This window comes from Amphritea atlantica, assembly GCF_018860855.1.
GTDB lineage: Bacteria > Pseudomonadota > Gammaproteobacteria > Pseudomonadales > Balneatricaceae > Amphritea > Amphritea atlantica_A.
Genome location: NZ_JAHKQE010000009.1, coordinates 105,485 through 119,715 on the forward strand (window position 1 = coordinate 105,485; position 14,231 = coordinate 119,715).

General features: G+C 48.3%; 11 protein-coding genes. 8 read left to right on the top strand and 3 right to left on the bottom strand.

Annotated features, from left to right (window positions below; all coding sequences use genetic code 11):
- The first annotated feature begins 194 nt into the window (after positions 1 to 194).
- A complete protein-coding gene (locus KO512_RS03285; protein WP_215950915.1) occupies positions 195 to 1,208 on the top strand; it encodes a GGDEF domain-containing protein in 1,014 nt (337 codons plus the stop codon).
- Between the two features lie 370 nt (positions 1,209 to 1,578).
- Here the strand turns inward: KO512_RS03285 and gorA are convergent, their stop codons facing one another.
- Positions 1,579 to 2,934 (bottom strand): glutathione-disulfide reductase, encoded by a 1,356-nt coding sequence (gene gorA, locus KO512_RS03290; RefSeq protein ID WP_215950916.1) that lies wholly within the window; start codon positions 2,932 to 2,934, stop codon positions 1,579 to 1,581.
- Between the two features lie 233 nt (positions 2,935 to 3,167).
- On the opposite strand from gorA, the gene xthA reads away from it, so the two are divergent.
- The 3 genes from xthA to KO512_RS03305 all read left to right on the top strand — a co-directional run bounded on the left by xthA (position 3,168) and on the right by KO512_RS03305 (position 5,294).
- The gene (gene xthA / locus KO512_RS03295) at positions 3,168 to 3,977 is read left to right on the top strand and encodes an exodeoxyribonuclease III (RefSeq protein ID WP_215950917.1); all 810 of its coding nucleotides are present in this window, start codon (positions 3,168 to 3,170) and stop codon (positions 3,975 to 3,977) included.
- Between the two features lie 226 nt (positions 3,978 to 4,203).
- On the top strand, positions 4,204 to 4,524 hold the full coding sequence (locus KO512_RS03300; RefSeq protein ID WP_215950918.1) for a hypothetical protein: 321 nt from the start codon (positions 4,204 to 4,206) through the stop codon (positions 4,522 to 4,524).
- 95 nt (positions 4,525 to 4,619) lie between these two features.
- Positions 4,620 to 5,294 (top strand): tRNA (adenine(22)-N(1))-methyltransferase, encoded by a 675-nt coding sequence (locus tag KO512_RS03305; protein WP_215950919.1) that lies wholly within the window; start codon positions 4,620 to 4,622, stop codon positions 5,292 to 5,294.
- A gap of 267 nt (positions 5,295 to 5,561) precedes the next feature.
- On the opposite strand, the gene KO512_RS03310 is transcribed toward KO512_RS03305, so the two are convergent.
- On the bottom strand, positions 5,562 to 6,479 hold the full coding sequence (locus tag KO512_RS03310) for a LysR family transcriptional regulator (RefSeq protein WP_215950920.1): 918 nt from the start codon (positions 6,477 to 6,479) through the stop codon (positions 5,562 to 5,564).
- Positions 6,480 to 6,747: 268 nt separating this feature from the next.
- Here KO512_RS03310 and KO512_RS03315 point away from each other — a divergent pair, with 268 nt between their 5' ends.
- Both KO512_RS03315 and KO512_RS03320 read left to right on the top strand, forming a co-directional pair.
- Positions 6,748 to 7,449: a CoA transferase subunit A gene (locus tag KO512_RS03315; protein ID WP_215950921.1), complete on the top strand. Its 702-nt coding sequence runs from the start codon at positions 6,748 to 6,750 to the stop codon at positions 7,447 to 7,449.
- A gap of 65 nt (positions 7,450 to 7,514) precedes the next feature.
- A complete protein-coding gene (locus KO512_RS03320) occupies positions 7,515 to 8,174 on the top strand; it encodes a CoA transferase subunit B (RefSeq protein ID WP_126156831.1) in 660 nt (219 codons plus the stop codon).
- Between the two features lie 217 nt (positions 8,175 to 8,391).
- Here KO512_RS03320 and dsbD read toward each other — a convergent pair whose 3' ends face one another.
- Complete coding sequence (dsbD, locus tag KO512_RS03325) at positions 8,392 to 10,293, bottom strand: protein-disulfide reductase DsbD (RefSeq protein ID WP_303492501.1); 1,902 nt, start codon at positions 10,291 to 10,293, stop codon at positions 8,392 to 8,394.
- Between the two features lie 272 nt (positions 10,294 to 10,565).
- On the opposite strand from dsbD, the gene KO512_RS03330 reads away from it, so the two are divergent.
- The gene (locus KO512_RS03330) at positions 10,566 to 11,633 is read left to right on the top strand and encodes a 3-deoxy-7-phosphoheptulonate synthase (protein ID WP_215950922.1); all 1,068 of its coding nucleotides are present in this window, start codon (positions 10,566 to 10,568) and stop codon (positions 11,631 to 11,633) included.
- Positions 11,634 to 11,916: 283 nt separating this feature from the next.
- Entirely contained in the window at positions 11,917 to 14,145 is a 2,229-nt protein-coding gene (locus KO512_RS03335; RefSeq protein WP_215950923.1) for an NADP-dependent isocitrate dehydrogenase, read from the top strand.
- Positions 14,146 to 14,231 lie beyond the last annotated feature (86 nt).

Here is a 14,231-nt window from a genome sequence, read left to right on the forward strand (position 1 = left end):
CATCAATTGAGTTGTATTGATTCATTATGCAGACAGATTAGCGTGCAATTCTAAATAATTAATCTTTATAATCTGCCTACGGATACGCTAAAAAATCACCGAATAGCAGAAATAGTGTTATTGTTTAGTCCTCTCGATATCGTGGAGAGAGAGACCGTTATCAAGTATTAGCGAGATAGACAAAATGAGGTTCTATGAAGTTCGCAGATAATTCCCACCAGGCCACCGAATACCTCCGTCAAGTTATTCCTCTGATGGTGCATAATGTCATCCCCCCCACGCCCCTGAATTATGCTCTCTGGTACGCCTATGTATCTAAGTCCATCCCCAAGCTAAATCAGCAGATGGATAAAGTATTAGAGATCTACGGCACCTGCCCTAATCGCGTCAGCGAACAACTGTTCAGTGAATACTTGATAAAGGATGAGGCCGCTAACTCCGAAGTCGTCCAGCGGGCGTTGCTGTCGGTAATGGGTGATTTGGAAAGTTCGGCATCCAGTACGGTACAGGATACCGAAGCCTATAATGAGATTCTGCAAGACAGTCTCGCAGCCCTTAAAACCGGCAATGACACGAAATCGTTAGAAGCCATTATTCAAAACCTATCGGCGAATACTGAATCGATCAGTGAAAGTACTCGGCAGTTCCAAGCTAAAATTGATGATGCACAATCCGAAATTACGAAGTTGAAACAAGAGTTGGATCAATCCCGCCAAGATGCCACGATTGATCCTCTCACCGGTTTATTTAACCGGCGTGTCTTCGATCAAGAAATCAGTGAGCAGGCAGCTAAGCCTGAACCCGATGTATCACTCATCATGATTGATATCGATTTCTTTAAGAAGTTTAACGACACCTACGGCCATCAGATGGGCGACAAGGTGCTGCAATACGTTGCCAAGCTGATCAAAGAAGCCTGCACCGAACCGCTAATTCCTGTCCGTTTTGGTGGCGAAGAGTTTTCCATGCTACTACCCGGCATGAACGTCACAGACGCCTGTGAGCTGGCCGAAAAGGTACGCCACCGAATTGCCGCTATTCGCATCAAACAAAAGAAAAGCGGCGAAGTGATCAGCTCTGTCACCGCCTCCTTCGGGGTTGCCCGACTGAGTAGCGATGAATCACCGGATAATCTTATCGCCCGTGCCGATGCCGCACTCTACAAAGCAAAAGAAGCGGGCCGTAATAACGTGCAGATCGCCGATTAAGCGCGCTCACCTTTCACGCCCTTCTGCTTGAGGCGGAACTTTAGATAGTGATCTAAAGCGCCGCTCTCAAGAGATGCTGAGACTGTTTTCTTCACCCGTTAAAGCTTACTTCTCATCAACGCCCGACCTCTCAAACACTGTTTAGATCAGCACAATTTCCAGAATTCACAACTTCCAGAATTATCACCGGCTTAAGCACAAGCCCGTTTAACTGAACTCTTAACTTAGAACTTAGAACTTAGAACTTAGAACTTAGAAAACTAGACTAATTTAACTAAGCCGATTTAAATAAGCTTACCGACTTACAAATTCCAGACAAAAAAATCCCCGGTCTGCCGAAGCAGCCGAGGCTAAAGTCGATGAAGGTTACTTAACTTACGGGCTCACGCATCGTTACAAACTCTTCCGCAGCGGTAGGGTGTATACCAATGGTGGAATCAAATACCGCCTTGGTTGCACCGGCTTTCAGAGCGATAGCAATGCCCTGAATGATTTCGCCTGCATCGGGGCCAACCATATGCACCCCAAGCACCTTATCTGTGTCACGATCGACCAACATTTTCATGAAGGTTTTCTCATCACTACCACTAAGCGTATGCTTCATTGCTCTGAACTTAGAAGAATAGACATCGACATTGTCATAGAGTTCACGGCTTTTTTCTTCAGAAAGTCCAACGGTGCCAATATTTGGCTGACAGAACACCGCGGTAGCTATCAAATCGTAATCCACTTTTTGCGCTTGGCCGTCATACAGGTTACGCACCAGCGCCATACCTTCAGCCAGTGCTACCGGAGTTAATTGCACCCGATCGATCACATCACCAATCGCATACACAGACGGTTCAGCGGTTTGGAACTGATCATCAACGACAATCGCGCCATTCGATTTTTGTTCCAGGTTGATATTTTCCAGCCCGAGATCCTTCACATTAGGCACCCGACCGGTGGCATACATAATGGTATCGGCTTCTAGCGTGGTGCCGTCGGTCAGATAAGCCAACAATGAACCGTCGGCCTGCTTTTCAATCTTTTCAATATTGTTATTGAAACGCAGCGAAACATTTTTCTTCGCCACTTCTTCGGCGGTAAATTCACGCACTTCCTGATCAAAGCCACGCAGGAACATATCACCACGGTAAACCAATGATGTTTCAGCCCCTAGCCCAGCAAAGATACCGGCAAACTCAACCGCGATATAACCGCCGCCGACCACAATGGCCCGTTTAGGAAATTCATCCAGATAGAACACTTCATTCGAGCTAATGACATGTTCGCTGCCTGGGAACTCAGGCACAAAAGGCCAGCCGCCCGTGGCGATCAGAATACGCTCAGCGCTGTACTCTTTGCCAGACACCTCAACGGTATTCGGCCCTGTAATGCGCGCCCGACCTTCTAACAGGTTAACCCCGGAATTGACCAACATATTACGGTAAATGCCGTTCAGACGTTCGATCTCTTTGGTTTTGTTATCCCGCAGGGTTGGCCAATCAAAGGTTGATTTACCCACGGTCCAACCAAACCCAGCGGCGTTTTCAAAATCTTCAGTAAAATGAGAGCCATATACAAAAAGTTTCTTAGGTACACAACCCACATTCACGCAGGTGCCGCCTAAATAACGATCTTCAGCCATACCGACCCGAACGCCCATGCCTGCTGCCATACGTCCAGCCCGCACACCGCCAGAGCCAGCACCAATTACAAACAGGTCAAAATCAAATTCTGCCACAGAGATCCCCTTAACACAGATAACAATTAACTGAAAAAGCAGAACGGCAACGCCAGACTTCTGCTTGATAAAACTTTATGGGCCTAATCTACCTGCTGTGGTGCCATGATGCCAATAAAGATCAACAAAACTGGTAATAAGGTTTTTCAATCGCCCGAGATTGCACTTTTTTTATCTGAAGGTTAACGTATGCGCCATATCGCACCTCTTATCGATTTTCCTTTGGAAGTAGCATGAAACTGATCTCATTTAACACCAATGGCCTACGCGCCCGCCCCCATCAAATTAAAGCCCTGATCGACAAACATCAGCCCGACGTCATCGGTATTCAAGAAACCAAAGTACATGATGACGAGTTCCCTCAAGAGATGATTACGTCCCTAGGCTATCATGTGGAGTATCACGGTCAGAAAGGTCATTACGGTGTCTGTCTAATTTCCAAACTGCCACCAGTAACCATTGAGAAAGGCTTCCCCGGCGATGATAGCGACGCCCAGAAACGGATGATCATCGGTGAATACGATATCGACGGCGTGCGGGTTAAGGTGTTGAACGGTTATTTCCCTCAGGGTGAAAACATTGCCCATGAAACCAAATACCCAGCGAAGCGCAAATACTATAACGATCTACAGGATTATCTAGAACAGCACTGCGACCCTACTCAGCCATTGGTGGTCATGGGCGATCTGAATATCTCACCGCAAGAGATCGATATCGGCATCGGTGAAGTTAACCGCAAACGCTGGCTTAAATCCGGTAAAACTAGCTTTCAGCCTGAAGAGCGTGAATGGTTAGCGCGTCTGCTCGGCTGGGGCCTCAAAGATACCTTCCGTAAAATCCACCCCGACGCCGACAACCTCTTTAGCTGGTTTGACTATCGCAGCCGAGGTTTCGAAGCCGAACCTAAACGCGGCCTACGCATAGATGCCGTGCTGGCAACCGAATCACTCTATCAGCGCTGTATCGATGCCAATATCGATTACGATATCCGTGGCATGGAAAAACCCTCAGATCACGCTCCTATATGGGCCGAGTTTAAATAACCACGACCGGCTATGAACATAGGCTTTCAAGACTAAACGTTAAATACCGTCTTTTAAGCGTGAAAGTAAGCAAGGCTAGGCACGCATCATAGAGCGTTTAAGCAAGCTCAATCCATAGCAAGCGTCATTCATCTGAATGACGCTTGATCCGTGTAGGTCTTGCAACCGGTGTCGTTAAAATGATCGACTCGAATAAACATTAGCCTCAAAGGCTAGGAGAATAGTCATGATAAAAGCATTCTGCGGCATACTCTCCAGCCTTATGCTGGGCGCAGCGGGGTTCTTACTGTTTGCATTGAGCCATGTTAAGCCCGGCAGTTTCACCGGTGCTATCCAAGCGACCGGCAACGAAGTCCCCTATATCACATCGCTGCTCATGGCTAATATCCAATACTGGTGGGTTATGCTCCTGACTCTTGTGGCGTGCGGGCTTGCCCCGTTGTTGTTTGGCCGACCCAAAACAACCCTCTTCCTTTCTCTGGGCTGCCTGCTTTTAGTCGTTTTTGCCGCCTATGCCAATGTGTTTTATTCGCTGGCTGGCGTATAGGTTTTACTGACCACCAAAGCCCTCTTAGAAAAACGGGCTTCAGTGCTCGCTGAACAAGCCATCGTTATAAACAAAAAAAAGCCCAAGGCCCTTAATTGAAACTCAGTAAACGATTAACTCAGATTGAACAGTTGGTCGCTCCTGGCTATACCCATATTTGGGATTGCTGTTGCGATCATGGCCACCTCGGTGCAGCCCTACTCGCGCGCCACAGCGATGCCCAGGTCCATTTTGTTGATATTGTGCCATCACTGATCACTGAACTAGAAAGCAGGCTGCAGCAGCATTACGCTGACCTCGCTGAACGCTGGACAACTCACTGCCTTGATGTCGCACTACTTCCATTAGAACAGTACAGCGGCAGGCAACTGGTCATTATTGCGGGGGTGGGCGGCGATCTCATTAAGCAGTTTGTTAGCATCATTCAACAAACACATATTGGCTTGACCCTCGATTTTCTACTCTGCCCCGTGCACCATCAATTTGCCTTGCGTCAGACGTTGATCGAACTAAATTTGAGCTTAAAGGATGAAGCTTTGATCGAAGAGAACCATCGCTTTTACGAAATCATGCTGGTGTCATCTGAAAGCGATCCCGGTAGGCCTATCAGCCCAGTGGGTGAGACTATTTGGCAAGCTAATTCAAACGAGCAACGTGATGTTATTCAGCGTTATTTGCAAACAACGCTGGAACACTACCAACGAATGCAACAGGGCGACACAGCGGATGTGAGCCACATTATCGAGGCTTATCGTTCGGTCATTGATTAGCCCTTTGATTAGACCCTTGATTGAGCACCATAGAGAGAACAAGGAAGCATGAACTAGGTTATCGCTTCATACTGCTTATCGGCATGGGGGCGTGCCTCGCTACACCAGTGTTTGCCGATACCGGTTTCAAGCGAACAACCACAAGCTCATTATCTCTGATTTCATAAATTGCTCAGTGTTCAAGATATAGTTGATCTAACCAACTCAATACCACTTCACATGAAATCGGCACAAAGATGCACAAAATAAGGCTATATCTACCCCTAATTAGGTCAGTTTCACCTCTTGGGAAAGTCGGTCCGCCGAGGCCTGAATAATATCAACCAGGCTACGTGCGGCGGTTGAAAGTGGATAGCGTTTGCGGGTGACGATCCCTACTGGACGGGACATCACCGGAGTATGCAGTTCACGACAGACCGCGCCCTGTTCACGCATCTGTCCGATACACAGCGAAGGCACCGCGCTGACACCTAAGCCGGTCACGACCATGCGGCCAATGGTAGCCAATTGATGGGTTTCAAATTCGGGGTGAACCTGCATCCCTAATTGACGCAATTTCGCTTCGATCAATAAGCGTATGCTGGAAGGCTGCTGCAAGGTAATAAAGTCATCTTCCAGCAGCGCTTGCCATGAAACCGATTCCTCGCTGGCCAATGGGTGTTGCGCATAAACAACCGCGACAAATCGATCTTCAAAAAGGGGAATAAAGGTCAAATCATCAAAACGGCCAGGATCAAAAGTAACACCGACCTCAACCTGACCATTACGCACCATATCCACCACATCTTCGGCGATCACATCGTTTACCGTGACACTGACGCTGGGGTAAAGCACCCGGTATTCACGAATCAGACCCGGTAGTAAACTACTGGCAAACGAGGGCATTGCTGCCAACACGACTCGGCCTCGATTCATGGCGAAACGCTGGTTTAGGTCATCGAGGGCAGTATCACAATCCTGCAGTATCTTGCGAGCTACCGGATAGAACTCCTCCCCTTCGGGGGTTAACGCAATAGCCCGAGTGGTGCGACTAAAGAGCGCCCCCCCGACCTCCTCTTCAAGCTTTTTAATGGCGAGACTCAGCGCCGGTTGCGACAGATGTACCTGTATACAGGCATCAGTAAAGCTCTGGGTGCGGGCGACCGCCACAAATGCTTTCAACTGCTTAAGGGTAATATTGGCCATATCTCACCGAAGGTTGTGCACTCTAATCTCTCTATACAGGGTAATTTACAGTCTATTTATAATTAAATCTTATAAATAGTTAAAATCATTAAATTTGCTAAATAATACCCAGTATATGAGACTTAACCCACTGATCGACTCGATTGGCCCTTTTAAGCCAGCCGATATGGATCAGAATCGTTGCATCAGGTGCCCGGTGTTCTGGCAACAGAGCGGTCCCAGCCGGGCATCTGCCTATAACAACAACAGCTAATGCGGAGTTGCATACATGGCGGGTTTCAACAAGGTAGTAAATAGCTACGAAGAAGCGATGGCAGGCCTAGAAGATGGCATGACGGTGATCGCAGGCGGCTTCGGCCTTTGCGGTATCCCTGAAAATCTGATCAAGCAGATCAGAACGATGGCCACTAAAGACCTTACCATTGTCTCTAATAACTGCGGTATCGATGACTTCGGTCTCGGTATTCTGCTAGTCGATCGTCAAATCAAAAAAATGATCTCATCTTACGTTGGCGAAAACGCGCTGTTTGAAAAGCAGCTGCTGGCGGGCGAACTTGAGGTTGAACTCACCCCACAGGGCACACTAGCCGAGAAGATGCGCGCTGGCGGCGCTGGCATCCCTGCGTTTTACACTGCAACAGGCTATGGCACACCGGTGGGTGATGGCAAAGAAGTACGCGAATTTAACGGTCGCCACTATATTATGGAAGAATCCATTACCGGCGACTTTGCCATTGTCAAAGGTTGGAAAGCCGACACTTACGGCAACGTTGTCTACCGCGACACCGCTCAGAACTTTAATCCGATGGCCGCGACAGCCGGTAAAATTACCGTAGTTGAAGTTGAAGAGATCGTCGAACCTGGCGAGTTGAACCCTAGCGAGATCCACACCCCGGGCATCTACGTCAATCGAGTGATTAAAGGCTCCTTCGAGAAACGTATTGAGCAACGTACCGTACGTCAGGGCTAAACAATAATAATGTATTCCAGATAGCTGTAGGTTTATAACGGCTATTAGGGAGAAGAGGAAAAACAATGGCACTCTCTCGTGAACAGATGGCTCAGCGTGTTGCACGCGAGCTTCAGGATGGTTTTTACGTCAACCTAGGCATCGGTATCCCCACACTGGTCGCAAACTATGTCCCTGCGGGGATCGAAGTAATGCTGCAATCCGAAAACGGCTTACTGGGTATGGGCCCTTTCCCTACCGAAGATGAAATCGATGCGGATATGATTAACGCCGGTAAGCAAACGGTAACGGCTGCTACGGGAGCATCGATATTCTCCTCAGCGGAATCCTTTGCCATGATTCGTGGCGGACACGTTGATCTTACCGTGTTGGGCGCTTTTGAAGTCGATGTGAACGGCAATATTGCTTCGTGGATGATTCCCGGCAAGCTGATTAAAGGCATGGGCGGTGCGATGGACTTAGTCGCCGGTGCGGATAATATTATCGTTACCATGACCCACGCATCCAAGCATGGTGAATCGAAACTGCTGACTGAATGCTCGCTGCCACTGACGGGCCGTGGCTGCATTAAGAAAGTATTGACCGACCTCGCCTACCTCGAAATTGAAGATGGTGCTTTCCACCTGAAAGAGCGGGCACCGGGTGTTTCAGTCGAAGAGATTATCGAGAAGACCGAAGGCAAATTGATTGTGCCGGACAATGTACCGGAAATGACGTTCGCTTAAGACAATAACGCAAGCAAGTATGTCCCCATAAAAAAAGGCTGATGTTTACACATCAGCCTTTTTTAGTGCTTTATTAAAGAGCTTTTTTTAGTGCTTTATTTAAGTACTTTGCTTAAGGCTCTATTTAAGTATCTTATTTAAGTTATTAATTTAAACAATTGATTTATAGCTATTTTTATTCCCCTGATAAAGCAATTCACCCCTTGATCACAAGCGGTTAATTCAACCGAGCAATATGGTTGATAAACACGTCAGGCTCAATCACGCCGATGAGGGTCATATTCGCTTGCAGTTCACCGGTACGATCATAGAAGATCAACGCAGGTGGACCTATCACGCTGTAATCACGGCTCAGTTCTTTTGCTGCATCATCATTCGCCGTCACATCCACTTTAATACGAGAGAAGCCGCTCAGCCCCTGCTGTACGCCAGCATCCGAAAAGGTGAAATAATCCAGCTCGACACAGGCAACGCACCAGTCAGCATAGAAATCGAGCATCACCGGCTGATTTTGCGCCTTCGCTTCCGCTAACAACTGATCCAACTGGGTCTTGTTGGTCACGGTGACAAATCTCATCTCTGTCGCCGCTTGAGCAGGCCCAGCCGCCGCTATATTCTTCAACGGCTGAAGCAAGCTCGTACCGCCAGTCATGCCGCCCACAAACAGCAGCGCGCCATAGATAAGCAACACGACGCCAATACCTTTCCAGAACACGCGCCAGCCTCGGGCCTCATCCTGCAATCGATCCAAGGCTTTCATATACACCGCCGCCACCAGCAAGATAATGGCATACAGCAGCAGCGCGATACTATCGTCGATCACCCGATCCAGCATCCAGACAGCCAGCAACAGCAACATCACACCAAAACCGGCTTTAACGCTTTCCATCCACGCCCCCGCCTTCGGTAATAATTTACCCGCCGATGCACCGACAATCAGCAGTGGTACGCCCATCCCCATGCTCAGGCTAAACAGCGCGGCACCACCGAGCAGTGGATCACCCGTCTGGCCAATGTAGATCAACGCTCCCGCTAACGGTGCCGCCATACAGGGACCAACGATCAGCGCAGATAAAAAGCCCATCACAGCTACGCCCAACACCGTACCGCCTTTTTGACCGTTACTGAGATTATTCAGACGGCTTTGTAGCGCATTCGGTAGTTGCAGTTCATAGAAACCAAACATCGACAATGACAGCAGCACAAAGACAAAACTAAACAGGCCAATAATCCAGGCATTCTGGAAGGCCGCCTGCAGGTTCTCACCGAACAACCCAGCAATCACACCCGCGATGGTATAAGTGACGGCCACCGCCAGCACATACACCAGCGATAGCATAAAACCATGCATAGCCGTGGTACGGTGCCCCTGGCCAGCAATAATGCTCGACAGGATAGGAATCATCGGGAACACACAGGGGGTCAGCGCCAAGGCCAACCCAGCGACAAAAAAGGCGCCCAGCGTTAACAGCAAACTACTGCCGGAAATCATGGCCGCAAAACGGTCCTGCTCGCTTTGAATGACCGGTGCAACGGTATTCGTCTGACCGGTTATAGTCTCAGTCATCGCCGCTGAGCTATTCACCGCAGATGATGAGCTATCGACGTTAACGGTATTCACAGGAAGCTGAGTTAGGTCAATGGTCGTGGTGACCGGTGGATAACAGATGCCGCCATCCCAGCAACCCTGATAAGTAATCGTGACGGTACTATCTACCGGCTGACCTGTGGTGCTGGTCAGATCAAGATCCACCAGTGCTTGGTTGTGATACACCCAAACCCGGCCAAACAAAGGATCGTCCTTTTGTTCCGCCTCAGAGTAACTGCGCTTAAGCTCAGCAACGTCAGATCCATAACTCAGTTCGATTTTATCGCGATAAAGATAGTAACCATCTTTGATCGTCCAGATCAGCTTAAGCTGCCCATCTTTCTGTTCACTGTCCAGCAGATAAACCTGATCGACCGGCAACGGCCCATCTTGTTGCGTACTGAAAGGGTTGGCGTTATCAAATAAACCAGCCTGAGCGGGCACACTAAACTGAAGTAGGAACATCATCAGCACAGCAATGATGCTGGCACCTAAGCGTTGTAAAACGAAGGATTGAAATACTACAGGCACAGTAACCTCTTAATGTGTAAGTCGGATCGAACAGCTAGTGGACAGCACAATAATAGAGGAGTTCGATTAGCGCAGCCCAAAACAACGAAAAAACCTCTAAATATGGCAATAATTCTTCGCTAGATCAAAGGTCCATATATTTATTCCGATTGTATCATCCGATAGCACCCACCAGCACTTAAACCTTTCCTCTGAATATGTTACAAAGTACCTCCTTTACGAACGCGCTAACGGGTGTATAGAGTAAAGGCTGTACACTTTAGGAAATTGAGATGTCTGATAACCGAGTCGAAAACCTCAATATTGAGAGTAATAATGTACTGATCACTCCTGATCAGCTGAAAGCAAAATTAGCCCTATCAGAATCTGCGGCCACTTCCGTGATGGAAAGTCGCCAGACTATTAAGAACATTCTGAAAGGTGAAGATAAGCGGTTGTTTATTGTGGTGGGCCCCTGCTCTATTCACGATACTAAAGCGGCTATCGAATATGGTCAGAAGCTAAAGCAGCTTGCTGAGCAGGTACAGGACACTCTCTATCTGGTTATGCGCGTCTATTTTGAGAAACCCCGTACCACTGTCGGCTGGAAAGGTCTGATTAACGATCCCCGTATGGATGACTCTTTTCAGATTGAAGAGGGCCTGCATATTGGTCGTGAATTGCTGCTACAACTGGCCGAAGCTGGATTACCGCTGGCAACCGAAGCGCTTGACCCGATCTCACCACAGTACATCCAAGATCTGATTTCTTGGTCTGCTATCGGTGCTCGTACGACCGAATCCCAGACTCACCGGGAGATGTCTAGTGGACTGTCTGGCGCCGTGGGTCTTAAGAACGGCACCGACGGTGGCCTTACCGTGGCGATCAACGCCCTAGAATCGGTCGCTCACCCACACAGCTTTCTTGGCATTAACGAACAGGGCCAAGTATCCATTGTGCGTACCCGTGGTAACAAATACGGTCATGTTGTATTGCGCGGTGGTAATGGCGAGCCTAACTATGACTCTGTTCATGTGGCTCTGTGCGAACAGGCATTGGAAAAAGCCGGCCTGAAGCAGAACATTATGATTGATTGCAGTCATGCCAATTCCAACAAAGACCCAGCGCTGCAGCCACTGGTGATGGAAAACGTCACCAACCAGATCATTGATGGCAATAAATCAATCGTTGGCCTGATGGTGGAATCCAACCTCGGTTGGGGTAACCAGAAAATGACTGATAATCCAGCCGATCTTCAGTACGGTGTATCGATTACCGATGCCTGTATCGATTGGGATACCACCGAGAAAACCCTGCTCGATATGCACAACAAACTGAAAGACGTTTTGCCTAATCGTTGAGCAACACAATATTAAAAACAAGGGATCTTCGGATCCCTTTTTTATTGCTTTTCAGTCTAAAACAGTAAAACCACCCCTCTATATCGGTAATAAAACTACAGTCATACTATCTTTTAGTCGATAAGATCCCTCTGAATCGGCCTAACTACTTCAGTATTAGTAATTTTTTGACGTATAATGCGCCCGCGGAATAATTAATTACGGGCTTACGCAAAGATGTAACGGATAGCCATAAGCTGTTCTGTTAAGCCTCTGGCTACCAGCCAAATGACAAGGGGATACAATGACTACCACGAATCACACTATTTACTGGACCCTGACCGACGAAGCACCCTCACTGGCAACCTGTTCTTTGTTACCAATTGTAAGAACATTTACCAAAGCGGCCGGCATCGACGTTAAAATCAGCGACATATCTCTCGCTAGCCGTATTCTCTCGGCATTCCCCGAAAAGCTGACCGAAGAACAAAAAGCTGAAGATGGATTGAAATTCCTGGGGGCATTAACTCAAGACCCACACGCTAATATCATCAAACTACCCAATATCTCTGCCTCTATCCCTCAGCTGAAAGCCTGCATCGCAGAACTTCAAGCACAAGGCTGTGATATCCCTACTTACCCTGAAGCGCCAGAGACAGAAGAAGAGAAAGCCATTCAGGCTCGTTATTCTAAAATCCTCGGTTCTGCAGTAAACCCGGTTCTACGTGAAGGTAACTCTGACCGTCGTGCCCCAAGTGCTGTAAAAGCCTTCGTCCGTAAATTCCCACACTCAATGGGCAAGTGGAGCAAAGCTTCACGCACCCATGCGGATTACATGCGTGACGGTGACTTCTTCCATAGCGAACAGTCTATCACCATGGACCAAGCCGGCGATGTCCGCCTTGAGTTCGTTGATCAGGCCGGTAATGTTGAAGTTAAGAAAGAACTGAGCCTAGAAAAGGGCGAGATTCTCGACAGCATGCTCATGAGCTGTAAAGCCCTGCGTGAGTTCTTTGAAGAAACAATGCAAGACGCGAAAGACACCGGCGTAATGTGGTCTCTGCACGTTAAAGCCACCATGATGAAGGTGTCTCACCCGATCGTCTTCGGTCACGCGGTTACTGTTTTCTACAAAGAGCTGTTTGATAAATACGGCGATCTGTTTGAAGAACTGGGTGTTAACCCTAACAACGGTATCAGCAGCGTATACGACAAAATCGCAACACTGCCAACCTCTAAGCGTGAAGAGATCGAAGAAGCGATCCATGAGTGCCTAGAACACCGCCCTGAAATGGCGATGGTTGATTCTGTTAAAGGTATCACCAACCTGCACGTCCCTTCTGACGTTATCGTTGATGCGTCTATGCCAGCCATGATCCGTAATGGCGGCAAAATGTGGGGCCCTGATGGTAAGCCAAAAGATACTAAAGCCGTTATGCCTGAAAGCACCTACGCCCGTATCTATCAGGAAATGATCAACTTCTGTAAAACTAACGGCGCATTCGATCCAACCACTATGGGTACTGTCCCTAACGTTGGTTTGATGGCTCGTAAAGCAGAAGAGTACGGTTCTCACGACAAAACTTTCGAAATGATGGCTGACGGCATTATGCGTGTTGTTGCTGCTGACGGCACTGTGTTGATGCAACACGAAGTTGAGAAAGGTGATATCTGGCGTGCTTGCCAAACCAAAGACGACGCTGTGCGTGATTGGGTTAAACTGGCCGTTACCCGTGCCCGTCAATCCGGTATGCCTACTGTCTTCTGGTTGGACCACAAACGTGCCCACGATGCTGAGTTGATCAAGAAAGTTAAACTGTATTTGAAAGACTACGATACTGACGGTCTAGAGATTACGATCAAAACTTACAATCAGGCGATTCGTTACAGCATGGATCGCATGATCCGTGGTAACGATACCATCTCAGTAACCGGTAACGTACTGCGTGATTACCTGACTGACCTGTTCCCTATTATGGAACTGGGCACATCCGCTAAAATGCTATCTATCGTACCTATGCTGAAAGGCGGTGGTATGTATGAAACAGGCGCTGGCGGTTCTGCACCTAAGCACGTACAACAGGTTCAAGAAGAAAACCATCTGCGTTGGGACTCTCTTGGTGAATTCCTTGCTCTGGCCGTTTCTCTGGAAGAGATGGGCATCAAAGAAGGCAACAAGCGTGCCGATATCCTAGCGAAAACACTGGATGCAGCCACCGGTAAACTGCTGGAGAACAACAAGTCTCCTTCACGTAAAACTGGCGAACTGGACAACCGTGGTAGCCACTTCTATCTCGGTATGTACTGGGCACAAGAAGTTGCCGCTCAGACTGAAGATCCAGAACTAGCGGCTATCTTCGCGCCACTGGCTAAAAACCTGGCTGACAACGAAGCGAAGATCGTAGCCGAATTGAGCGCCGTTCAAGGCACTCCTGCTAACTTGGGTGGTTACTACCACGCGAACCGCGAAGACGTTAAGAAAGTTATGCGTCCAAGCGCAACGTTGAACGCAGCGTTGGCGGCATTGTCTTAATCGACTCGCGTCAAAAACCGTTATCGGTTAAGCCTTAATCGATAACCGTTAAGCACTAAAAAACCCGGACCAGCTAGCCTGATCCG